A 23,218-nucleotide genomic window follows, 5' to 3' on the forward strand; every position below is an offset into this window, starting at 1 on the left:
ATTTTAGGTGTTCTTCTCTGATAACTAATCAGTTGATTTTCTGAAAAAAGTCCTAAAACTTCCAAAATTCTTTCATATATTTGCTCTATGTTGTTCATTTATATCGTTTTATAGCAAAAACAATATACTGATTTTCAGTCTAATAAACAACTCTTGTTTTTTTCATTTCATAATGCACAACGGGTTTTATATAGAAAAAACTTATATGCGTTAGAATTCTTCATAATATCTATCATTCACAATCAAACTACTGAACTTATTAAAACTGATATTTATCATAATATATCCTTTCGTAGGTATTTAATTTGGATTTTCTTTATCGTTATTTTTATTTTTACAAAATCTAAATAAGCAAACATGAAAAAATTATTACTTAGTGGATTAGTACTATCGCATATGGTAGTTCTATCTCAAAATGTGAACATTCCTGATTCGGAATTCAAGCAAGCTCTCATTAAGCATTACCCCAAAATTGACACAAATGGCGATGGGGAAATTAGCGTAACAGAGGCAGAAGCCCTAACTGATAGATTGGATTTATCAGATAAAAAAATCAACAATCTTACGGGATTAGAAGCCTTCAAAAATGTGGAAGAAATACAATTATACTACAATACAGGGAGCCTTACAGAAATAGACTTCAGTGGAAACAAAGCTCTAAAGAGAGTTTACTTAGAAGGGTCTAATATTTCTTCCATAAATATTAGTCAAAATACAGAATTGGAGGATTTAAACAGCTACTATAACAATCTAACTTCCTTAGACGTAAGCCAAAACACAAAGCTAAAGATTTTAAATTTTGGCGACAACCAAATCAGTAATATAGACCTAAGCAAAAACCCAGAACTTATTACCTTAGATGGCTATAACAACCAACTAACTTCGCTAAACATAGATAACAATACAAAACTTACCAGCCTATCTTGCTACGGGAACAGCCTTACCAATATCAGCATTGATAAGAACCCCAAACTTGTAAGTGTAGATTTAAGCAATAATAAAATAGAAACTTTAGACGCCAGTAAAAATCCAGATTTGGTCAATTTATCTCTGGCAAGCAATAACCTCAATAGTCTAAACATTGCATTCGGAAGTTATGCTAATTTTTCGGGATTAGATATTACCAATAACCCTAACTTAACTTGTGTAAAAATTACCGAAGGCGAAAAAGTAAGTTCTACGTGGCAACAAGATAGTGGTGTAACCTATAATACAGATTGCGGTACTATGTCCACCTCCAACTTATCTTCTTCAAGCGATGATGTAACGCTTTATCCTAACCCTGTAAAAGATATTCTATACATTACTTCCAAGAAAACAGTTTCCGAAATAAACCTTTACGACGCTTCCGGAACGCTTATTTTATCCAATACCCACGGCAAAACTATTGACTTAAATCACCTAAAAAAAGGAGTTTACCTCCTATCAATAAAAGTGGACGGAAAGATGATAACCAAAAAAATCATAAAACAATAAACTACTAAAAATAGAATATCGAAAAAGCCGTTGTAACATTTGTTACAGCGGCTTTTTCATTAAAATATTATTTTCCATAAAACCAACCTATCTCCAACCGCCTACAGCTTCATTTCCAAAGTGAAATAATATTGGCGAGGAGCGGAAGGAATAATCCCTGGCCCTGGATACCCTGTGGCTCTTCGGGTAAAATAGACTTCATTCAGTACATTATTCACACCTGTTTCCAATCGGAGATTAGGCGTGATGCAGTACGAAAAAGAGGCATCTAATAGCTTATAAGCCGGTATGCTCCCTCGTATCCCCCACAGATGATCTGTTTTATCCGTAGGTTCATTAGTTGCCGTGGTAAATTGCTCCGACATATAGGTAAACAAAAGGCTTCCCAAAAAGTTACGGTACCCAAAGTTAAGCCCCGATTTTAAATTGACTTTGGGTACATATTCCACACGGTTGCCCTTAATCCCAGGTATCTCAGACTTTACATATTGAGAATGCGTGAGTGCTGTATTAAAAAACAAATTCCATTTCCAATGTTGCAAATTCCCTAAAAGAAGTTGGTTGATATTTACGTCTACCAACGATTCTAACCCCGCAATAAATGCCGCTCCTACATTAGTTCGTACCTTTGCTACATCGGAGAACAAGCCTTCCCTTTTTCTAAAAACATTATCTATTCTGTTATTATACCACAATCCAAACATATTGATGTCGTAAGACAGTGTATTTTTCCAATTCCCTCTTATCCCCAAATCTCCCGTATAGCCTGTTTCGTCCTTAATGTTGGGGTCTATCACTTGGGAATTATTTTCTACTCTAATATCACTAAAGGTTACAGAGCGGTAATTTTGGGACAAGTTAGTGTAAAATTCAAACGCTTTGGTAGGCTTATAAGAAACACCCAACCCAAATAGTGCGAAATTCCTTTGGCGTTTCTCTTGTTCTTCAAAGCGTTTGTTATAGATTACATTTCCTGCATTATCTTCTATCACCCTTTGGTACGCCCCATCTGCACCAGTATCTATAAACTCCCAACGCACACCAGGAACTACCGACCAAGAAGCTCCCAACTTAAATATATTCTCTGAAAACACCGCTATATTTCGGTTAGGATAGCTATAATCCGACTGAAAGAAATAGTTTTTATTAGTCTGGTCAAAGTTAAAATCTGCCCCAGAAAAAGCACTTCCCGGTCCTTGCTTCCCCGAGTTTTGAGCTTTATAATATTTACCTCCTACCAAAAAAGTATGGTTTTTATTCCCATATTGTTGCAGGAACCTTGCTTCTACTCCCCAATTCTTAAAATCTCCTGTAATCAAATCCCGTGTAGCCCCTTCATAATCCACATCTGCAACTCTGGACGGACGATACCCTAAAGAATAACGGGACGCTCCCAAGCCAAACCCACTTAAACTTAATTTGGCCCGAGGGGTAAACTGATGCTTTAATGACACATTCCAAAGGTTCCAGTCCACTTTAAACCAATTTCTTGCTCGGTTGCTTTGATAAGGATTTTGGTAGAACTGAAAATCGGTAAGCCCCCCAGGTTGATGTGCCAAATAATTAAAACGGGTAAACTCCGTACTGATACTTGTTTGAGGCGTTATCTCATAGTTTAAATGAACATAAAAGTTTCTGGCATTATATTCCGAATTTTCTTGAAATCCGTCCCCTTGCTTATAATTAAAAAAGGTATAATAAGACCACTTGCCCACCGTTCCGCTCAAAGCATTGAAACTCGTATAAGTATTAAAACTTGCATAAGTATTCCTGCTGATAAGCTCCAACGGTTGTGTTTTAGTTGGCGTTTTTAGTTTAAAATTAAGCAACCCTCCGAACTGTGTCCCGTATTGCAACGAAGCCGCTCCTCTCACCACCTGAATCTCCTCCAATGCCTCTGCAGGCGGTGTATAATAACTCTCTGGATAACCTAATACATCGGCACTAATATCGTACCCATTCTGTCTGGTGTTAAAGTTAGCAGAACGGTTAGGATTAAGCCCTCTCCCTCCTATGTTGAGCTGAAGCCCCCCGTCGTTACTATCAAAAACATTAACGCCCGATACTTGGGAAAAGACCTGTCTGGGATTATTAAGGGCTTTATTAGCCAACTTTAAATCCATTAGCACTACTTCCGTTTTTTTGGCGGCAAAGATGCTTGTGCCTTCCACTTCCCTCAATTTTCTGGATTCAAAGGCTTCCAGCTTTCTTTTAACCAGTTCTACCTCCTGTATATCCTTGATTCTTTCTTTGTGTTGAGCATTCAAAAATAATGGTGCGGTAAGCAATGCGATGTTACAAGCCTTTAATAACGTCGTTGAAAGGCAATAGCCATTTCTTTGGTAAAAATGATTCTTCTTCATTAGTTAAATCTACATTAGGGTTAATATACAACTGGCTTCTCCTACCATTGAGAGCCACATACACCTCGGCATAGACCTTGGCGTTTTTTACACCTTTTTCCCTTTCAAAATAATCCTTTAAAAAGTGGGCGTATTCTAAAATAAAATCAGGTTGAAAAGCCATCTGCTTTTCTTGTGTAGGGGTGAGAAAATCCGAATTTTCCACTCGGTAATATTCCTTAGTTTTAGGATTATAGACTTTAAACTCTGCATAACCGCCCTTTTCCATCAGCATCACTCGCCAAGAAAATCTAAAGCCCTCCTCCGTCCAGAACAATTCCCCCGGATAAAGCAAATACCGCCAAGGCAGTAACACTTGAACGGTAAAAAATAAAACCAAAATCCCACAGATAGGTTTCTTGAAATACGGCGCATATTGGTAAACCTTGCCATTAAAGTAAGCTTTAAAATCCCATTTGAAACAAGAGTACAGCCTGTACCAAAACTTCTGATGCCATTCGGAAGAAAAGTAAATCGTAGCTCCAAACATCATCACAAAAGGAAAAATACCAATAGGAAACAACCACCAAGTGAGCGTATGAAAGACTACCACACTCCCAAATGCCCAGCCTCTGGTTTTACGAGATAATAGTAAAAAAGGAATACTCAAATCATACAATGCTCCTGCCCAACTGAACAAATAGGCGGTTATAGTTTTATCCATGAAACCACCTATCAGCGGAAGATGAAACTTTGAAGCCAACCATAACTTGAGCGGCATTGCTTCCAATAGCCAATCAGAATTGAGCTTACACACTCCCGCATAGAAATAAACCAAGCCTACCAGAAACTTAATGGCGTTAATCGTCCATACTGGAACAAACTCTCTTTTCTTTTTGGGATTGGCTTCCGCATCGGCAGAGAAAGCCACGTTCATCGGTAAAAATATCAACAAAAAGCTCAAAATACTGATAAAGTAATAATGGTTAAGATAATTGGTCTTATCCATAAGTTCGATGTAAGTAAACGAAAGGAAAAAACCAACGATTGCCATTCGGTAATACCGCCCCACCATTACTAAAAAAGCCATTAGCCCCGCAAACAAAAATAAAGCGTAGGTATAATTCCCCAGAGGTTTTACCCACTGAAAACCGTAATAACTAAAGAAAAAACGAGGTTCTATATACAGACGCTCTATCCAACCGTACAGAAAAAAACGAGCGATGCTTACCAGCATTAGCAATCCAAAAAACAGCCTATAAGTCCCCAAAATGGCAGAACTTACAGGCTTTTTAAAATACTGATATTTCCAGTCTTTAATCTCCATCGGTATCCATATAAGAAATGGTGATATTGAGCGATTGTGCCATATCCACTTTCAGTTTAGAAACATTCTGCTGAAGACTGAAATAGGCATTTTTCATTTGAGCCAAATCTTGGGTTATTTGGATTTTAAGGTTAGGATTAAGAGCTTCTATATTTTTTATGGCTTCCTCAAACTGACGGACAATGTCTTGTGATAAAGTCTTGTGATGAGCATTTTTGGTCGCCATATAGTCTATATAATGTTGTAGCGACTTGCCACTTTTACCGTTAATCCCTTTGCCTTGAAAAAATTCCAGCATTGCTTTCGTTCCCAAGAGGGCGTACGCTCTACTGTACTGGGGAGCAAACTGGCTTTCTATCAAATGAGGTTTAGGAGCTTCGCTTTGTGCCAGAAACATCGGCGTTAAAACACCTGATGGATAACCTATCTTAGCTGCACGAAGATTTTTCTCATAATACTGCACATAAGCATTTACCATTAGACTGATGCTTCCTGAAGCGTTGCTATCCGTATTTTCTACAAATTTGTTTCGGTAACCGCCCTTCCAATCTGCTAAAACTTCGGTAGCCGATTTTAAAATTTCCGCAGACAACGCCGATAAATAAGCCTTATAAGCCGCTGCCTCTTGCCCCGAAGTGTATTCCATTAAAATAGCGTTATCTTCGGACTCCAAGCCATTCACCAAATAATCTATCGCAGGAAGCCCTTGGGCTATTTTACCCCCCTGAATTTCCGAAAGTTGACGGAAATTATAGTTGTGGTCTTTCGCATTTTGTTTTATCCGTTCCGTATTGGTAGGGTAGGTATTCACCCTATACAGAAAATTCATAGAAACTTCTTCCGCCTTACCCAAACGATAAAAACCAATATACTGGTAGGCTTCGTAAGTCTTATTAAGTGCTTCTCTCACCTCAGTTAGATGAGTTTGATTGGGCTCTTGCGCAAACGCTTTAATCTTTGTATCCAAATTGGTCGCCTCATCTTTAAACTTTTCCGTATAGGGAATGATAAAGTTATCTGCCCAATGCCTGAGCATTTCTTTTCGGTCAAATCCATCGTCCACCTTTGCGTTTTCCGTAGGGGAATCGTTACCGCCACAAGAAAACAATACCAAACAAAAGAGTGCTGAAAAAAATAGTTTAAAATAATTCATTACGACTGTTTTATAATCTTATTTTTTTACTGAATGCCCCTTTATCTGTTTCTACCAACACCAAATAAATACCGTGAGGTAAAGCCGACAAAGTTATCCTATCATTGGAGCTCACCGTTTTTGTAACATATAATTGTCCTCCAACGCCATATATTTTAATAGTTACGGGTTTGGTTGTAAAAACTTGGAGTTCCTTTCCTTGGGTATGGAGCTGTACTTCTTTTTGCGAAGACCACTCTTGGGTTCCCAAACTTCCCTGCTTATAAAATTTGAAATCGTCTAATCGGATTACTTCCGAGCCACTCCCCGAAGTATTGAGGTTAATGTAAAATCCTGCTGCACCCTCTGGGGCAACAAATTCTTTTTCTACCTTTTCCCATTGTCCGAAATTAGTGGTAGAATGCGTATAATCATCTCCGTTTGCTATTAAAGTTGCTCTATCCGCATCTCTCCATCTAAAACGATGAATCGCCTGTCTGCCTGCCCCCACGGAGTACACATAATAGCTCAGAATATACTTCTGACCCGCTTCAATCCCTTGCTTCAATTCAAATTCTATATTCTTACCATAACCTAACTCTGCACTGTAAGTACCTTCTTTTGGAGTATTGGAAGACTGTATAGCATTACCTTTCCAATCTTTAGGATAATATCTGCAATTCCCTAAGTAGCAACTGCTACTCCATTGCTCCAGACTTGAGTTGGTTATCAGGTTTTGAGAAAATAATAATGAGGAGCTTAGTACCCCTATGGTTAGTAAAAACTTTTTCATTTTTTTAATAGTTTTTAGGTTGATTAGTGTTTATTTTTAAATTTCATTGACTTTAAATCCGAATTTATCTGCTATCTGTTTGGACAAATTAAGTAGTGAACCTTTAGTACTTTCATCTGCCGCTAAGCGGTCCACGTCCCAAAAGCCGTGTTCTCCCCTAAATTCGGCTAAAATCCGATTGATTTCCGCTGGTGATAAATAAGACGAACCGTCTTCTTTTCTTGCAACATTAAGGGCGTAGATGAAGCCATAAGCCTCCGACAAACCGTGAAATGCATTTCGAACATCTTCTCTTAAATCTGGAATACCTTTCTTAAGATAATAAATAGCTCTGGCCGCAAAGAGTTTGTTTAATTCGCTTCTTATAATGGCTGCTTGTTTTTTCATTTCGGTATAGTCTTTATCCACTACCGCTTTTCTTCCTTTATAGAACGCTGTGTAAACTCTTTCGTCTATCCCCGCCAGAAACGGCATATCTTTAGTTTCTTTCTCCAAATAATTGGCAATAAACAACGGCGTAAACTTAGAGTTTTCTCTTCCCATATACGCATAAGCCCTATCCCAATGATGCTCTAAAGCCGTGTATCTCTTCCCAGTAACCATCACTAAGTTGCTGTTATCTTTTTGTAATTGGGCATCGCCAAGGACTTCTTCCCCTAAATGCTGATTGAGTACTTGGTCTAACAAAGCCACTCCCATAAGTGCTTTTTGCAATACTTGCCCCGTTTCTATACCGTAAGCATCTACATATCTTCGTTCTTCTTCGTACCCAATGAACCCTGCTTGACCTTTTTTAGCTTCCAATCCGCTATTATCTGATATGGCTTTCAACTCACCAAACATTACCTCTATTTCGTTGCGAACTGCCGTTTGTAAAGCTGTTTTGGAGGCATAATAACTGGAAGCTGCCGTAATATCTTTCATACTCAAAGCGTAAACACTTCCCTTCCTTTCGTAATAATTTCTGGATTGAGAACTGGCGATTTTCATTCCGTTATCCAACAAATAAAACAAGTCTATCATTTCTTTTCCTGTTTCCAAATCTACTGTGGAGAGACCGTTTCTTGAAAATTTGTACTCGTAAGACTCTTTAGTAACGGGCGGAAGAACCGAAGGCGTTTCCACTCCAGAAGTTTCTCTTGAACAAGAGGTAAAACACAATGCAGAAAGCATTAAAGCTAAAATAATTTTATTTTTCATAATTAAACTTTTTATCATTTATCAAGTTATTTTTACTACGGTAAAATGATTTTTTCGCAGTAAGGTGTAAGCTCTGTAAAACCGTCCGAATAAACCGATGTTTCGTATTTAATAACGGGAGAAACCACTATCCCATCGTCCGATTTGGCTTGAATACTCGCATTGAGGGAGAATAAATCATACCCACCCCCGTGGACGGAAAGATAAAGCGGATACCCTGATTTGACTTTAAATTTAATTTCGTATTCCTTGCCTTCTTCTATGGTTGGAGGTGTTCCTCTATTATCTTTGTAGCTTCGTAAAACCACCAATTTTTTATCCGCTCCCACATACTTCAAATCAAATTGGGACATTTTCTGTCCTAAAGGAAAGGTCTGCTGCTCTGTGTATTTAAACTTTAGTGTTACAGTATAATCTCTAAGGTCTTGGTCTATATCGACCCCTGGATAAACAAAATTAAGTTCGGTTTCCGTAGGCTCACAGACCGTAGGAGTCATATTGGTATAATCTATATTGGGTTTATCAATTTTACCTTTGTTTGGAAATAAAGCGTGATAGTCTTCTTCTGGCAAATCGGCAACTCTTTCGTTACACGAAAATAAAATAACAACAAGCAAACTCCACAAATAAGTTATTTTTTTCATAAGATTAGTATTTTTTATTTTATCGTAATTAAGGCTTCGTAACCGTTTACCACCGATTTGTAAGCCTCACCTTCTTTAGTAAAAACCCTAAATTTCGTTTGGTCTGTAAGCTGTATTCCTGGATAGAAAAACAACCCCTCTTGCGTAGCCACATAACCAGAAGCCACCCCAGAATAATAAGAACTATTGTAAAGATTAGGTTGCCAGTTCTTAACAAAGGCTTGGTATCTATTCTTTACATCTTGCTTTTTATAAGGTAAATTGCTTTGAAACAAAACACCGCCCTCCGAATCTTTTATCGTTAAAATAGGATTGTAGAGTCTCTCGTAATTTATTTTGTTTTGATACATCAAATTCATTCTATCCGATGCTTGTTTTCCGTTAAGTATGGCTTTTTTCATTACCAAATATTCTCTGTTGGTATCCAAATAACGGTTGGTACGGAATATTAAGTTGCCCTCACTATCTTTTTTCCAAAATAGAAAATCACTTTTATTCAGTTGGTGTATGTAATTATAAGTGGTAAAACTAAGTTGAGTGTAGGAGCTTTGTTTCACTTCAAAATCACTCATTTTGAGGTTATTTGCAGCGTTATAATCGGTATCGCTTAGCATTTCTACCGTTCCTTTTTCATTAAATTTCATATAGAATGTATAGCCTCCTTGCCCGAATTGTCTTTCTAAAAAGACAATGGCGTTATCACTCGTTTTAATATTTTTATTCGGGTCTGAAAAACGCAAAGAATCTACGTCTGGAAAATAGGTAAACCACCACCCTTCTTCGGCTGAAACCAACTCATTTCTCAATGCAGCGATATGCTCTTGAGTTCTTTGAGAAGGTGTTTCGCTGAAAATAGTTTCATCTTTATCCCTACAAGCTCCCACTAATAGAAACAAACTTACAAAGACGATTATCGTGTTTTTCATAAATTTTTATTTTAAATAAGTTTTTAATTTCACATTGGTTTCAAACTGCAACCTATTGAAGTTAATTCCAAAATTTTCATTGAAATATTTAATCACAAAAGCTCTTTTTTCTGTGAGGGTTTTTACGGCTTTTTTAGCGCGCTCCCTATCAGCAGCATCATAAGGGTCTTCGTACCCCGCATAGCTGTATATCATATAATCGACCTCCTGTCTGGTATTGCAAAGTAAAGCACTCACCGTTTCCGCAAAATCCTCCTCTACTCCTCCTCTCGCCGCTAATAGGCTATAATAACCGAAGTCCGAAGCCCTGCTTGTAAGGTCGTAAAGATTGTTGGGACTTGTTTGTCCCCAAGTTTCGCTATAAGCATTGAAATTGAGTTTGGAAAACGCTTCTTTATCGAAAGGTTTAGATTGTATTAAAGCCTTCACAAACTGATGGTGAGCCATACGCATTACCTTTACCACACTTGCCGAATCGGACTTAGAAAACTCATTCACTCGGTATAATGGCATCTGCCCGTGAGCGTGATTGCTCCTAATTTGCTCGTAACCTTCCGAATCTAAGTTTTTATCTCCGTAAACATAAATTTCCTTCGGGGCGTACTGTTTTACAAATTGAGTTCCAGCAATATTCTCATAGGCTTGTAACCACAGAGAATGCATCGCCTCCATCACAGGTTTCACTTGTGCTCTGCTCGGAGGTGTAGCCGCATTATTAAGCCCCGATACATTGGCGTCCCAACGGTATTTCACCTCTATATTATACGGTTGAGTATAAGTTTGGTAAAGCCACCCATCTAATTCATCTGTATTTTTGATTTCTGGCACAAGCACCGATTCCGAGTTTAAGGTATCTCTATCATTACAAGATGCCAAACCTGTCATAATTGCCAATATCCAAAATATATTTTTCATCTTTTAATTTATCTAAGGTTAGCCTCCAAGCCTAATTTTTGAGCTTGAAGCGGAATTTGAATCTGTTTTCTTAAATCTTCTTTTCTTAAAATCTTATCAAGGCTATAAGTTTCGCCCGCTGTATTTCTATTCACAGAAAGGTAAAAGCGTTTAATATCAAACCATCTCAACCCTTCGTGCACAAACTCTCGTCTTCTTAGCTCCGCAATAGCATTTACCAACGCTCCCTGATAGAAGGTAAGATGATAAAATGGGGTATAATTTTCTTGCCCTGACTGAAACGCCACCATCAGCTCGTCTTTGATGAATGTTTTTTGCGACTTGGCTTTCATAAAGATAATGATGTCGTTGGTCGCAAAATCGTACATTTGCTTCATCGTATAAGCTTCTGCACGGTTTAGGAGCACCTCATCGGTCGTGAATAAAACATTATCTACATAAAGCTCTCTTGGATTGGCACTTACATCTTGGAATTTTTGTAATTCTCTGAATTTATTCACATATCGGTTTCCCATATTACTCCCTCTCGTTAAGTACCAAAACGAAGCCGAGTATTTGGGAGCATAATTAGAGAAAAGTTCTTTTCTTTTATTCTCGCTAACGGCATATTTTAGTTTGGATACCTCTCTTTTCCAACGAGATTCCGTTGAGGTAATCAGCAAATTACACTCTTCATCTGCCGAAGAGTAAACTTGAGGAATAAGTTCTGGCGTGGATAAAAAAGTTTGATATTTGCCCGCCCAATCTCTTATTTTAGCCAATGGATTATCTTCCAAAACATAATTAGCGTAAGCAATGACTTTATCCCATTCCCCTTTGTAAAGGTAAAATCTGGAAGCAAAAGCGTAACCCGCTTTTTTATTGAAATGATACTTCGGTAGTTTATAGTAGCGGTCATCAACTGCCGCCAAACCCAATAGCAAATCTTCTTCTATCTTGTCATAGACTTGGGCCACTGTTAACCTCTTATATTCTGGTAATGCCTTTTTTTCAGGTTGCGTTACATAAGGAATACCCAAAGCCGTAGAGTTAGGACTGTAAGCCTCTGCCCAAATATTAACGAGCATAAAGTGCAGATACGCTCTCACCAACAGCGCTTCTCCGTAAAGGGCTTTAATTCTGTCCGTTTTATCGGGAAACTGTTTCAAATATTCCAATGCGTGGTTGGCTTGGGCAATGCCTCGGTAGCAATCGTTCCAATAATTCAATGGAGTATCCAAATCTTCCTGCTCAAAATCTCTCCAATAAAAAGAAGCCTCGTTTAGCCTTGTATGTACTCCCTTTTCTACCACATCTACATTATCCGTCATTGGTTCTAAAAACGGGAAATAACTGGCTCTGGGATAAGCCGCTGTAAGTAGCTCTTCTACTTTTTGTTCCGAATCTATTTCTATATCCAACTGGGAATCTGGCATTTCATCTAAATAACGGTTACAAGAAAGCATTGCCGTTCCCAGTAAAAAGTATATTATTTTTTTCATTTCTATTGATTTTAAAATCCTAAATTGAGACTTACCGAATACTGTTTTGCAATCGGAGTAGCTACCCCTCCCGCACGATAAAATTCAGGGTCTTGCCCTCTTAGATTTTTATCGTAATAAATTAAAAACGGATTGGTAACTTGAAACCTAAACGCCAATGAAGTCATTCCCCACTTTTGGATATATTCCTGCGGAATTTTGTATCCTACGGAAATATTTTTCATTCTTATAAAACTTCCGTCCGCAATTCTCAACTGTGAATAATTATAAGTATTATAAGCTCTTTCGATATTTTCTTTCCCCATAAGGGTTATTAAATCTTGAGACGGAATTACAGGTACATTGGTTTTGTATTCGTCCCCTGGATTGAGCCAACGGTCATAATAATATTTTGAAAATACATTAAGGTCGCCATAAGCAGGGTCGTAAGTCGGCTGAAGTCTTATTTTGTTTCCCGCCTGAAAAGTGATGAAAAACGAAATATCAAAATTTTTGTATTCAAAAGAGTTAGAAAAACCACCCGTAAAGTTAGGCTCCACCGCACCGTTATGCTTTAAATAAGACAAAGAATAATTGGTATCAGCAAAATCGGCTCCCGAAATGTGAGCGTATGAATCGCCCCCTTGAAACGGATAATTCCCAAAATCAAAAGTAGGTAAACCTTGCCCATCTAACCCTTGAAACTGAAACGAGAAAATAGACCCTCTGGCATAGCCTACCACATTACCTCGCCCTGTACCAGAAACCAAATCAAAAGTATTAGGATTATTAAGCAACCTCGTGATTTTCTGTTTAAAATAACTCAAACTCAAATTGGTTTTCCATTGGAATGCCTCAGTTTTAATATTGGTGGTATTAAGCGTGAGTTCTATCCCTTTGGTTTCCATATCTCCGAAGTTGGCATATTTGTAATATTGTCCGCCAATCCCCGAAGTTCTCACCAAATCAATCAAATCAAAAGATTTTCTGGAATAAACATCTACAGTGGCATTGATGCGATTTCTGAATAGCCCCAAATCCAACCCCAAATTGAGTTCGTACATTTTTTCCCAAGTTAAATCCCTGTTTTCCAAATGCAAAACATTAAGTATATTTTCCCTATCGGTAATTTGGTAACGATTGGTAACACCACTTCTGAACACCGCCAAAGAATTGATGGCGTTTTCGTTCATTTTAGCCGTTAGACCATAACTGGAACGAATCGCCAGTGTGCTAAGCCAAGCCACATCTTCAAGAAAATGCTCCTTATCCACATTCCATTTCGCCCCCACATTCCAAGTAGGCAACCAACGAGTCTTTGCCCCTTTTCCTGCAATATTGGAACCTTCATAGTTACCCACCGCATTAAAAACATATCTATTCTTATAGGCATAAGTGGCATTAGCCGAAAAAGTAACCCCTCGATCCTGCCTTGTCATCAATCCGAAATAATCTAAATTATCTGCAATTAATTTTTGAAATACCAATGGAGAAGTACGCACCTGATTTCCTCTATCATACTGTATTCCATAACCTTGAAAAGGCGTTACTGTTCGGTCAGCATATCTAATTTCTCCAAATCCAAATAGTTTTAAATCGTGTTCGTTCCATTTATTGTTATAATCTAACGATGTTCTCACCAAGTAACTTTCTAAAGTATTGGTGGTTTGATTGAATATTCCTCCGTGTGGCAATACTAATTGCGGTTGAGCCAAAGGATGGTCTGCATCTTTAAATAAATATACATTCTCTGCTCCCACAGCCGCATTATCATTGGCTCTAAATGCCAAAATGGTATTAGAATTTTCTTTAACATAATGCTTGTTCTCCGTCTGTGCACGGCGAGCCACCGCTAATAAATTCCCTGTTAATTTTTTATTGAGTTTATATTCAAGTTCCGTCTGCACCTTCAAATCCAAAACTTTAATATCCATATAGTTATTTTGATATTCGTTAAGAATATTGAATGGTGCCCAGTTATTCCGATAATACTCTAAATTTCCATACTGGTCTTTGGCACGCAATGTACGGCTAGTATTAAGGGCATAAGAAAAAGGATTGATATCAAAATCTCTCTCAAAAGAACCAATGACGGTATTTCTTCTTTGAGAAAAAGTGCCTGGCGCTTTCTGTTCCCTTATATTTCCTTGCGTTACAATATCCAACTTGAGGTTATCATTAAGGTAAAAAGTATTTCTCAAATTGGCCGTAAGACGACTGACCCTATCCGTAACAGACCAACCCGCATCATTGAAAAATCCTAACGAAGCATAATTGGCTGTATTTTTACCACCTCCAGAAAAACTAATAGTATGATTTTGGGTTGGCGTAATATTGAATAATTGTTTAAACCAATCGGTATTGGCATATTCGTGAGTTCTAAGAAAAGCTAAACGAGCTTCTTCGGTGTTTTGCAATAAAAAAGTACTGGTATTAGGATTAAAGGTATTGATGGCATCATACATTCTATAATAAACGCCTCCCCTTCTTCCATAATAAGCATTTGCCATAGAGAAATACCCTTTTTTCTCCATTTCCCGATAGATAGACATCGTCTCTTGTGAGTTAAGCAAGTCATAGTCTGCATAAGACGGAATGCTTCTATAAGTTTGCTCGTAATTGTAAGAAATTTTGTTTGGTGTATTTCTTCTCCCTGATTTTGTACTAATTACAATAACTCCATTAAGGGCTCTTGCACCATACATAGAGGTTGCAGAAGCATCTTTAAGCACCTGAATATCTTGTATATCCGAAGGATTTATCCCCGCAATGGCAGAGCTTACTAAAGTAACTGCATCTCCAGAAACTAATTGGTCTAAAGTAAGACTCACAATATCCTCGTAAACAGCACCATCTACCACCCAAAGCGGTTGTACATTACCCGTGATAGACGCTCCTCCACGAATGTTAATCCTTGGAGCCGCTCCAAAAGTTCCCGTTACATTCTGAATATTCAGCCCTGCGACACGACCTTCTAACATTCTGGAAACATCAGGTATCCCATCCAGTTGTATATCTTTCATTTTTACCTGAATGGCAGACCCTGTAAACACTCTATTCTTTACCTTAGTGTATCCGGTAAGCACGACTTCATCAATGTCTTTATTTTTTAGAGTATCCTTTTGAGCATAAACACTCTGCCCCAAAAAGAACACTACTGACAAAGGTAAAGCCGTCCTGCAAAAATAATTTTTCGTTTTCAAGTCTTATCTTTTTTGACAAAGATAAAACTTAATTAGAATAAGTCCAAATAAAAATATATGATAAATATCAGTTTATTTAGAATAAAAATAAATTAACTTCAATTGTTTTGCATCAATTTTTTGGCATATTGTTTAGAGAAAATAGCTTTATCTTCCTGTAGTTGTTCCGTTGTGGTGGGTAGATTATAAGAAAACAAAACTTCATTGTTATTATCCATAAACTGAAGTTGTTTTTCTTCACCATCTATCATTTGGGCAAAAATATCCCACATAGAAACATCTTTTAACTTTAGTAATTCAAAAAAAATCATTCGCTTTTATATGTACTATTTTCATAAATTATGCATTTTCAACTGAAATATTTTTTTTCCATTTTATATACCCTATAATTGCCAATATGGTAAATATAAAATACTGTACTGAAGTTATCCCTAAACCTTTATAGAGATACATAGGCACACTAATAAGGTCTCCCAAAATCCAAAACAGCCAGTTCTCAACTTTCCTTTTCGCCATCAGCCACATACCTACTAAAAATATAGCCGTTGTTACAATATCGGTATAGTTCATCCAGTCTAGATGATACCAACCCAATTCAACACCTTCCATAGAAAAATTTTGGTCGATATAAGGTTTAAAATAGTAGATAATCCCTACCAAAACCACACTCAATACAAATAGCCCCACCGATATTAACCAATCTTTTGCCGTAGCCCTAGTCGCTTGAATATAAACATTATCCACCGAATTCTGAGACCACAATATCCAACCATAAATACTCATAACAGTATAGTAGAAATTAATCATCATATCTCCTAAAAGCCCAAATTTGAACAAGAGATATACATAGATAATGGTACTTACGATACCCGTAGGATATACCCAAATGTTTTTCTTCATAGAAAAATAAACACTCAGCAATCCAAAAGTACTAGCTACCATTTCCAAAATAATTTGGTAAGCGGCATAGGTTTCGTAAGGTTTCAAAAAAAGCTCCTCAAAATTCATAGCCCCAAATATAGTACAAAATATTGAGCCTTATGGTCATTTAAAAATCATCAAAAAACAGATTGAAAAAATATCAATTACTTAAAAGTAAAATCAACTAAAACACACCTATCATTCATTATTTTTATTATAAAGATAAGTTACTTAAGCTAATTTGTTTTATATTCGCAATGTTTAATAAAATTTAACCCAATAAACTATGTCTAATATTTGGAGGAAAAAACCCATTGGTGCTTACGAAGCTGATATGAAAAAAAGTGAACTCAAACGAGTTCTTGGAAAATGGAGTCTTACCGCTATTGGAGTGGGAGCCATTATAGGTGGTGGTATTTTTGTACTTACAGGTACGGGAGCGTACTATCACGCTGGTCCTGCCCTAGCACTTTCATTTGTGATCGCTGGGATAGCGTGTATTTTTGCAGCTTTGTGCTATGCCGAATTTGCTTCATTGCTTCCTGTGGAAGGCTCTGCTTATGCCTATGCTTACGGTACTATTGGTGAAATTTTCGCATGGCTTATTGGTTGGGGACTTGTACTAGAATACGCTATGGGCTCTATGACAGTAGCTGTGTCTTGGTCTGGCTATTTTAATAAATTATTAAAAATAATAGGCATAGAAATCCCTTACTATCTCACTAACGATTTTGCTAGTGCCAAACAATATGCAATTAACCACGGTCTAGCCGAACCATCTTTTGCTTTTAACCTCCCTGCGTTTCTTATCGTGCTATTAGTAACTGCTATTCTAGTAAGAGGGACTAAAGAAGCTGCTGGAGCTAATAATATGATTGTGTTACTAAAAACTTCAGTAGTGGTTTTCATTATCATTGTTGGGGCATTGTACATCAATATGGATAACCTTACACCTTTTATTCCTGAAGAAACACTGATTAAACAAGCCGATGGACACCTCGGTAAAGCCTATGGTATTTCAGGCATTATAGCAGGAGCTTCTGCCGTATTTTTTGCTTATATTGGATTTGATGCTGTTTCTACCCAAGCAGCGGAAGCTAAAAACCCTAAAAAAGATATTCCTTTTGCTATCATCACCTCTCTTTTGGTGTGTACAGCACTTTACATACTAATGTCGTTAGTCCTTACGGGAATGATGAACTATAAAGACTTTGGTTCTGTACCTGATGCACTTACCGCTCCTGTTGCAATCGCTTTTGAAAAAGCGACAGGAATGAGTTGGGCTGTTATTCTCATCACGGTAGCTGCAACAGTAGGTCTTATTTCTGTTTTATTAGTAATGATGCTTGGTCAGTCTAGAATTTTCTTAGGCATGGCAAAAGATGGATTGCTTCCAAAAATGTTTAAAGATATTCACCCTGTAAGAAAAACACCTTATAAAAACACTCTGCTAGTAGGTGCTATTGTAGCGACAGTAGCTGCTTCTACGCCAATTAGCACTTTAGTACACATGTGTAGTTTTGGGACACTTTTCGCTTTTGCAATGGTTTGTTTTGCTGTTTGGTTATTGAGAGTTAAAAAACCCGAACTTAAAAGAGATTTTAAAACACCTATGCTTCCTGTGATAGCAAGCCTAGGGATTTTAACCAATATTTATCTCATTTGGAATTTAGAAACCTCCGCTATCTATATGGCTATAGGTTGGTTAATATTTGGTATTTTGGTTTACTTTCTCTACGGAAGACGCAACTCTGTACTGAATAACGGTGGTTACGATGAATACGAATAAAATTCAATTTCAATAAAAAAAGAGTCTTTAAACAAAGGCTCTTTTTTTTATGATTGTATAGGTAGATATAAATCTTACTTAAGGTATTGCACCAATGAGCTTTAAAAGAGTATATTTGTAGCATAATATATATATGAAAAAGGTACTAATTTTAATAGGTATATCTAGTTTTTTTATTTGTACTGTTGGGTGTGCAGCTTGGGGAGATAGCCTTGGCTACCTGAATAAGAATATCAAAATAAAAAAAGTAAAAAAGGTGGTTTATTTTAATCCACTAGTAGTGCCTGAAATCCCTGAAATATATGCTCCCACCTATCATGCATTCTATAGTGCCGCAAGCGATTTTTTAAAAGACAAAAACAGTGGTAAAATTGTAAGAGTAGATTGTGCCATGTCTTACGATAATATCGATACTGAGTATATCAAAGAAATCTGTCTTAATAATAATGCTGAGGTGGCTTTAATCCCAAAAGTAAAGTATTTTAAAGTAGGTTTCGGACGCTATGTTTTTTCTAACCAAGTGCTTGTAAGTGCTAAACTTTATGACGCAGAAGGAAATTTCATCATTGAAACTTCTTATGACACCTATAAAGGAAATGCTAGATTACTAGGAAATGCTGAAAACTCCGTAAAAATAGGGACTATAGGTATGTTAAAAAAGATGAATAAAGAAATCAGACGCCACAAGCTAAATTCCGAAGAAAAATTATAAAAAGAATTACGCTCCTAATTATTTATACAGTAAAAAGGGAACTCTAAACGAGTTCCCTTTTCTTTTGTTGAATGTATACTCAACTATTATTTTACTTCTTCAAAAATAACCATTAATGAAAATCAATGTTTTATATATTTATGGCACAAATATGGTACGGAATAATAACTTTTTTCAAATAAAATCAATCACTTCACTTTCAAAAGCATTGACAAATCTTTAAAATAATCCTTCGACCAAATATCTAAAACTTTGGTATTTGGAATAAATCTGCTGACATCATTTTTTGCTATTTCAAAATTAACGGTTTCTATACGATGATGGAGTAAATTCCTAAATTCTTGCTCCATCATCGTGTCTTTTCCCCAATCGCCACTATCAATGGCTCTTATTTTAAAATGCTCCAAATTCAATTGAACGCCCTTTCGGATGTACCATTCCATATCGTACCAATCTCTGCCTTTCACATTGTGACCCCATTTTCTGAAAAGTAAAGCGTGCATTTTACCAGCAAACAAATCTTCTATTTTGAAGACTTTCACATAAAATGAATACGGCTGAAGCAAAAGTTTTTCTTCGGTTTCAAAGCCAAGAGGCGGTTTTGTATCAATTTCAATCTTAATTTTGATTCCCACATTTTGCCGCAAACCCAATTGAGGAATTGCTGTATCTAAAATCAATTCACTCCAAATTGTTTCAGATTTCAAAAATGCCGATTCTATATCCGATTTTTTGGATTTCTTTTTTGTTTTTACGCTTACTTGCATTCCTTGAGCGAGAAATTCTTCTTCAATAGCTTTCAAATAATCATCTAAATTAAAATCTCCATCTTCTTGAAGTAAAGAAAAATCCAAATCTTCGGAAAAACGATTGAGTCCATAAAAAATCCTCAAAGCTGTTCCACCATAAAAAGCACTTTTGGAGAAAAATCCACCTCTCGACAATCCTGCCAAAGCCAACTGTTGCATAATTTCCCGCAAGGCTTGTTTGTAATCTTCTGCTGTTTTAGGCTGATAATTTTCAATCCAATCTTTTATCATAATGTTTCAATGGCTTTTATTAAGTTTTTGATTGATGCTTTTTTGGGAGCAACATCTGCCCAATTTTTCATCAATTCTGTATCTAAAAGTTTAAGTTGTTCTTCGTCAATTCTTAAATTTTCAGTCATAAATACTTTGGCAGATTCAACACTTCTTAAAAGAATGCCCGAGGTTGTAACCACTTTATCCATTAAAGCTTTTTCTGCCGTTGCTATGAGTGCGAATTGGTTTTTTCTTAATTTTTCTCTCTTGATTCCTAAAGGATAATAGACTACTGGAATTTTTTTATATTCAAATCTACCCAATTGATTATCAAAAATTTTAGAACTTTTAAAATTTATTGAAACTACTGAAAAAACTCTTTCGGGAATGAACCCTCTAAATGATAACGCTGATTCTAACGAAACATAGCTTGGTGCATAAATAACATTGGCAATACTGAATAATTCGGGGAGATTTGGCGAATTCCAAACATACAATCCTTTTTTAAGATGTATTAACTGACCACTTTTTACCAACTCATTAATTTTGTCATTTGGTCTTTTGTAATCTTTCAAAATACTGACTAATAGCTGATGTGTAAGCGGTTGGGCAATAAATTTTTGTATGGATTCTTCTACTTTCACATTACAAATGTAATAAATAAAATAGATAATCGGAAATTTTCCGATTATCTATGTAAATTTTATCAAAAAAAATATTAATTATTATTTCCATATAATAGAACATTGGAAATCAAATATCTCAATTTGAATTTTATATCATAATCCATTTCAATCATCTCCGCTTTCTGGCAAATCTCAAGCAGTTTTGCCAAATTATCTATGTGTTGATTCTTGCTTCTGGTAAAAAGATCTTTTAATTCTTTAATTTCTTTGTATGGACTATTGTTAGAAATAATTTTCTCTTCAATTTTAGCTCGTAATTCATCAGGAGTATTTGTTTTGGCAATACCTTTAAAATCCTTAACATACTCATCCATTGAATAAATAACTAAACCTAAATTATTAAATAACTGCAAAACTTTATCGATTCCTGCAGTATGACTGATAGACATCTTATAGTTTAACTCATTCTGTTTTAATTTAGGATATAAGTAAATCTTTTTTTCCTCATCTTGTTTAGGATATAGTTTTAAAGTGTGTGTAAAAGAAAGAGATCGATCACCTAAATCGTTATTTTTAATCGACAATGAAGATGAAATAAAATTGTCAATTTCTTCTATATAGATAGAATTACCTGTTGAAACAATCATTTCAAATTTCGACTCATTTAAAGATAATGAATTAATTTTCAAGTTTAGACCCTTATCTTTTTGCATAAGTTTATGCAGTGAAAATATAGCAATTACAAAACTAAATGCAACGCCATATTCTTCATATCTTTCAGTAGTAATACTCCTTAAGTAGTGGTTGTTATTTTTATCCTTTAGAAATCTAAACTTTCTTTCAGTTAGTGTATTTGGACTTCTTTCATACTGCTTGTTCCAAGAATCGTTCACCGCTGAAATCAATCTATTTCTATCGGAAAGCGAAGTCAAAACTTTAGAATTTCTTGATTTTAAGAAATTAATGTATTTTGAAAGTTCTCGATCATTATAGAACATCGAAGAAGAATCATATATTGATTTTGCCTTTAAATGATCATAAACAACTCCATCATCATCTCTCAAAAAGTTGAACTCAAAATACAACTCGCTTTTTTCATCCTCTTCTTTAGGTTTTTCAACCATTACATCTACACAGTTATTTTTACTCCATAGGTTGACATACTCATATTTATTTGTAATGTAAGAAACATAATTATATGCTAGATCAACATTTCCAATAGGAACATAAAAATCTAATGATTCAAAGTCATAAAATGTTATTATTGCATCTTTGAAAACTTCATTATTAATCAATTCTAAAAGTTTAGATGCTTTGATTAGATTTTTTGCATTCTGTTTTTCAAAAGGAGGAACAGTAACCTGAACAAATTCTTTTTTAAAAAGTTCCATTTTTTCTCTTATAAAGATTATTAATTAAAAATAAAAGTGCTTTTTTGAAAGGAAGCACATAAAACCTTTACTAAAATTACTTTTTACCTTTTTCTCTTTGACTTAAAGCACTTCCAGCAACAGATTTAGATGCTTTGGAAGTTCTTCCATCTTTAAGAATTTTAGAAGCAATTTTAGCAACTTTTGGTGATGTTGCTTTTTTAGCCATTGTATATTTTTTTTAGTTATCTCTCTTTAATACTGTAAGAGAAATTAACAGAGAAGATTATGGCATACTTTGTAAGAAAAATGAATATGTTAAAATGTTCAAAAAAGCGAACTATTAAAACAATTTGTTTTATTTTTGCAAAACAAAGTAGGATAGCAGACACATCTTCTAGATATCTGGTTATCTCTTTGGAGCTATATAAGAAGTCACGGCACCCTGAGAAAGTTACGGACTTCTTTTTTTATTTTTTTATTACTCTCTTATTTAATTTATATACATTTTCTTGTTCTGTTTTTCTAATATCAAAAATCGTTGTGTTGTTAGATTTATAATCTATTTCTAAATCTTCCAATAACGATTTTGCATTTATATAATTATACTCTCCCGCTTTTGCCACATTGAAAGTTTCTTCATCAGATTTCTTAAACATTAAAATATAAAAATTATCATCTTTGTCAAAAGCAAATTTTGCAAATTTATTCACCTCTAAATCTAATAAATCCATTGCTCCTTTAGAAAATCCAATTTTACCCGTCCGTTGCACTGTTATCTTTGCGATAGCAGTTGGCTCTTTAGGTTTTATTATTCTCAATTCCATTTTCAATCAAATTATTTTTACAAAGATAAAATATAATTTCATATATCACAACAATTTAAAATCAAATAATTTTAAATTAAATTTAAACATTCCCTACGATTACATAATAGTTAAATTACAACTCTCTCGTGCACCTCTCTTGTGTATTCAAAATTAAAACTAGATATATTTTATCTATACTCTCATTTATTATTCGTTAAATCAAATCCTTAACATTCTCCATATTTTTAAAAACTATCAATAAATCAGGAAAAGCAACAACGGTTTTATCTTTTGTGCATTGTTTCCCTATCATTATCGCTTTTACAAACAATTATACCATTATCATTTCTTCTAGGCTTATATGATATTGAATTTTCTGTAGTTTTGGAAGGTCGTTTTTTGTCAAATTCGACGGTAGTAACGCTTCTGTTCAAATACTCACGAATCCTATACGGTTTATTTTACCAATAATTTACACAGTATAACTTTCAAGATATACATACCATTCTTTTCTGTTTTCTACCTTTCTTAATCCAACAGTAACTTTTGTT

Annotated in this window: 19 protein-coding genes and 2 pseudogenes; 3 read left to right on the forward strand and 18 right to left on the reverse strand. The window is 35.6% G+C overall.

The annotated features are described in order from the left end of the window. Positions 1 to 98: pseudogene (locus GXW81_RS00635) on the reverse strand (IS982 family transposase); the annotation flags it as partial. A 259-nt stretch (positions 99 to 357) separates the two neighbouring features. Between GXW81_RS00635 and GXW81_RS00640 the strand changes: the two are divergent. Beyond that, positions 358 to 1,476: a leucine-rich repeat domain-containing protein gene (locus GXW81_RS00640; protein ID WP_004918568.1), complete on the forward strand. Its 1,119-nt coding sequence runs from the start codon at positions 358 to 360 to the stop codon at positions 1,474 to 1,476. Between the two features lie 101 nt (positions 1,477 to 1,577). Here the strand turns inward: GXW81_RS00640 and GXW81_RS00645 are convergent, their stop codons facing one another. The 12 genes and pseudogenes from GXW81_RS00645 to pnuC form a co-directional block, all read right to left on the reverse strand. Beyond that, a complete protein-coding gene (locus GXW81_RS00645; protein ID WP_185093986.1) occupies positions 1,578 to 3,839 on the reverse strand; it encodes a TonB-dependent receptor domain-containing protein in 2,262 nt (753 codons plus the stop codon). Continuing rightward, positions 3,772 to 5,145, reverse strand: coding sequence for an HTTM domain-containing protein (locus tag GXW81_RS00650; protein WP_004918572.1), 1,374 nt, complete (start codon positions 5,143 to 5,145; stop codon positions 3,772 to 3,774). Before GXW81_RS00650 ends, GXW81_RS00645 begins: the two co-directional genes overlap by 68 nt. Further along, positions 5,135 to 6,298 (reverse strand): imelysin family protein, encoded by a 1,164-nt coding sequence (locus GXW81_RS00655; RefSeq protein WP_004918574.1) that lies wholly within the window; start codon positions 6,296 to 6,298, stop codon positions 5,135 to 5,137. The genes GXW81_RS00650 and GXW81_RS00655 overlap by 11 nt, the downstream gene beginning before the upstream one ends. A 10-nt stretch (positions 6,299 to 6,308) precedes the next feature. Further along, positions 6,309 to 7,070, reverse strand: a complete 762-nt coding sequence (locus tag GXW81_RS00660) for a T9SS type A sorting domain-containing protein (protein ID WP_154212676.1) — start codon at positions 7,068 to 7,070, stop codon at positions 6,309 to 6,311. A 36-nt stretch (positions 7,071 to 7,106) separates the two neighbouring features. Next, complete coding sequence (locus GXW81_RS00665) at positions 7,107 to 8,288, reverse strand: DUF4856 domain-containing protein (protein ID WP_065189184.1); 1,182 nt, start codon at positions 8,286 to 8,288, stop codon at positions 7,107 to 7,109. 17 nt (positions 8,289 to 8,305) lie between these two features. Further along, on the reverse strand, positions 8,306 to 8,914 hold the full coding sequence (locus GXW81_RS00670; protein ID WP_038693365.1) for a hypothetical protein: 609 nt from the start codon (positions 8,912 to 8,914) through the stop codon (positions 8,306 to 8,308). A 14-nt stretch (positions 8,915 to 8,928) separates the two neighbouring features. After that, entirely contained in the window at positions 8,929 to 9,840 is a 912-nt protein-coding gene (locus GXW81_RS00675; protein WP_013447183.1) for a DUF4302 domain-containing protein, read from the reverse strand. Positions 9,841 to 9,846: 6 nt separating this feature from the next. Beyond that, a complete protein-coding gene (locus GXW81_RS00680; protein ID WP_013447182.1) occupies positions 9,847 to 10,755 on the reverse strand; it encodes a putative zinc-binding metallopeptidase in 909 nt (302 codons plus the stop codon). Between the two features lie 8 nt (positions 10,756 to 10,763). Further along, entirely contained in the window at positions 10,764 to 12,236 is a 1,473-nt protein-coding gene (locus tag GXW81_RS00685; RefSeq protein WP_013447181.1) for a RagB/SusD family nutrient uptake outer membrane protein, read from the reverse strand. An 11-nt stretch (positions 12,237 to 12,247) separates the two neighbouring features. Continuing rightward, positions 12,248 to 15,418, reverse strand: coding sequence for a SusC/RagA family TonB-linked outer membrane protein (locus GXW81_RS00690; RefSeq protein WP_064970285.1), 3,171 nt, complete (start codon positions 15,416 to 15,418; stop codon positions 12,248 to 12,250). 98 nt (positions 15,419 to 15,516) lie between these two features. Next, a pseudogene (locus GXW81_RS00695) lies at positions 15,517 to 15,754 on the reverse strand (hypothetical protein). 3 nt (positions 15,755 to 15,757) lie between these two features. Further along, positions 15,758 to 16,426 carry a nicotinamide riboside transporter PnuC gene (gene pnuC, locus GXW81_RS00700; RefSeq protein ID WP_064970286.1) on the reverse strand — a complete coding sequence of 223 codons (669 nt, stop codon included), beginning with the start codon at positions 16,424 to 16,426 and terminating at the stop codon, positions 15,758 to 15,760. A 199-nt stretch (positions 16,427 to 16,625) separates the two neighbouring features. On the opposite strand from pnuC, the gene GXW81_RS00705 reads away from it, so the two are divergent. Then, on the forward strand, positions 16,626 to 18,128 hold the full coding sequence (locus GXW81_RS00705; protein WP_161530773.1) for an APC family permease: 1,503 nt from the start codon (positions 16,626 to 16,628) through the stop codon (positions 18,126 to 18,128). A 133-nt stretch (positions 18,129 to 18,261) separates the two neighbouring features. Next, complete coding sequence (locus GXW81_RS00710) at positions 18,262 to 18,840, forward strand: pyruvate decarboxylase (RefSeq protein ID WP_153926652.1); 579 nt, start codon at positions 18,262 to 18,264, stop codon at positions 18,838 to 18,840. A 188-nt stretch (positions 18,841 to 19,028) separates the two neighbouring features. Here GXW81_RS00710 and GXW81_RS00715 read toward each other — a convergent pair whose 3' ends face one another. The 5 genes from GXW81_RS00715 to GXW81_RS00730 form a co-directional block, all read right to left on the reverse strand. After that, positions 19,029 to 19,880, reverse strand: a complete 852-nt coding sequence (locus GXW81_RS00715; RefSeq protein ID WP_161530774.1) for a nucleotidyl transferase AbiEii/AbiGii toxin family protein — start codon at positions 19,878 to 19,880, stop codon at positions 19,029 to 19,031. Continuing rightward, positions 19,877 to 20,506 carry a hypothetical protein gene (locus GXW81_RS00720; protein WP_161530775.1) on the reverse strand — a complete coding sequence of 210 codons (630 nt, stop codon included), beginning with the start codon at positions 20,504 to 20,506 and terminating at the stop codon, positions 19,877 to 19,879. Before GXW81_RS00720 ends, GXW81_RS00715 begins: the two co-directional genes overlap by 4 nt. A 74-nt stretch (positions 20,507 to 20,580) precedes the next feature. Continuing rightward, complete coding sequence (locus GXW81_RS00725) at positions 20,581 to 21,879, reverse strand: hypothetical protein (RefSeq protein WP_161530776.1); 1,299 nt, start codon at positions 21,877 to 21,879, stop codon at positions 20,581 to 20,583. Between the two features lie 76 nt (positions 21,880 to 21,955). Then, on the reverse strand, positions 21,956 to 22,087 hold the full coding sequence (locus tag GXW81_RS10425; RefSeq protein WP_260393514.1) for a hypothetical protein: 132 nt from the start codon (positions 22,085 to 22,087) through the stop codon (positions 21,956 to 21,958). 241 nt (positions 22,088 to 22,328) lie between these two features. Further along, positions 22,329 to 22,691 (reverse strand): hypothetical protein, encoded by a 363-nt coding sequence (locus tag GXW81_RS00730; RefSeq protein WP_161530777.1) that lies wholly within the window; start codon positions 22,689 to 22,691, stop codon positions 22,329 to 22,331. Positions 22,692 to 23,218 lie beyond the last annotated feature (527 nt).

Origin of the sequence: Riemerella anatipestifer, assembly GCF_009932355.1 — a bacterium.
GTDB classification, from domain to species: Bacteria; Bacteroidota; Bacteroidia; order Flavobacteriales; family Weeksellaceae; genus Riemerella; species Riemerella anatipestifer_E.

What these genes read in the sequence shown, in the direction of transcription:
- GXW81_RS00640 (WP_004918568.1), top strand. Translation starts at nt 358, where the DNA reads ATGAAAAAATTATTACTTAGTGGATTAGTACTATCGCATATGGTAGTT.
- GXW81_RS00645 (WP_185093986.1), bottom strand. Translation starts at nt 3,839, where the DNA reads ATGAAGAAGAATCATTTTTACCAAAGAAATGGCTATTGCCTTTCAACG.
- GXW81_RS00650 (WP_004918572.1), bottom strand. Translation starts at nt 5,145, where the DNA reads ATGGAGATTAAAGACTGGAAATATCAGTATTTTAAAAAGCCTGTAAGT.
- GXW81_RS00655 (WP_004918574.1), bottom strand. Translation starts at nt 6,298, where the DNA reads ATGAATTATTTTAAACTATTTTTTTCAGCACTCTTTTGTTTGGTATTG.
- GXW81_RS00660 (WP_154212676.1), bottom strand. Translation starts at nt 7,070, where the DNA reads ATGAAAAAGTTTTTACTAACCATAGGGGTACTAAGCTCCTCATTATTA.
- GXW81_RS00665 (WP_065189184.1), bottom strand. Translation starts at nt 8,288, where the DNA reads ATGATAAAAAGTTTAATTATGAAAAATAAAATTATTTTAGCTTTAATG.
- GXW81_RS00670 (WP_038693365.1), bottom strand. Translation starts at nt 8,914, where the DNA reads ATGAAAAAAATAACTTATTTGTGGAGTTTGCTTGTTGTTATTTTATTT.
- GXW81_RS00675 (WP_013447183.1), bottom strand. Translation starts at nt 9,840, where the DNA reads ATGAAAAACACGATAATCGTCTTTGTAAGTTTGTTTCTATTAGTGGGA.
- GXW81_RS00680 (WP_013447182.1), bottom strand. Translation starts at nt 10,755, where the DNA reads ATGAAAAATATATTTTGGATATTGGCAATTATGACAGGTTTGGCATCT.
- GXW81_RS00685 (WP_013447181.1), bottom strand. Translation starts at nt 12,236, where the DNA reads ATGAAAAAAATAATATACTTTTTACTGGGAACGGCAATGCTTTCTTGT.
- pnuC (WP_064970286.1), bottom strand. Translation starts at nt 16,426, where the DNA reads ATGAATTTTGAGGAGCTTTTTTTGAAACCTTACGAAACCTATGCCGCT.
- GXW81_RS00705 (WP_161530773.1), top strand. Translation starts at nt 16,626, where the DNA reads ATGTCTAATATTTGGAGGAAAAAACCCATTGGTGCTTACGAAGCTGAT.
- GXW81_RS00710 (WP_153926652.1), top strand. Translation starts at nt 18,262, where the DNA reads ATGAAAAAGGTACTAATTTTAATAGGTATATCTAGTTTTTTTATTTGT.
- GXW81_RS00715 (WP_161530774.1), bottom strand. Translation starts at nt 19,880, where the DNA reads ATGATAAAAGATTGGATTGAAAATTATCAGCCTAAAACAGCAGAAGAT.
- GXW81_RS00725 (WP_161530776.1), bottom strand. Translation starts at nt 21,879, where the DNA reads ATGGAACTTTTTAAAAAAGAATTTGTTCAGGTTACTGTTCCTCCTTTT.
- GXW81_RS10425 (WP_260393514.1), bottom strand. Translation starts at nt 22,087, where the DNA reads ATGGCTAAAAAAGCAACATCACCAAAAGTTGCTAAAATTGCTTCTAAA.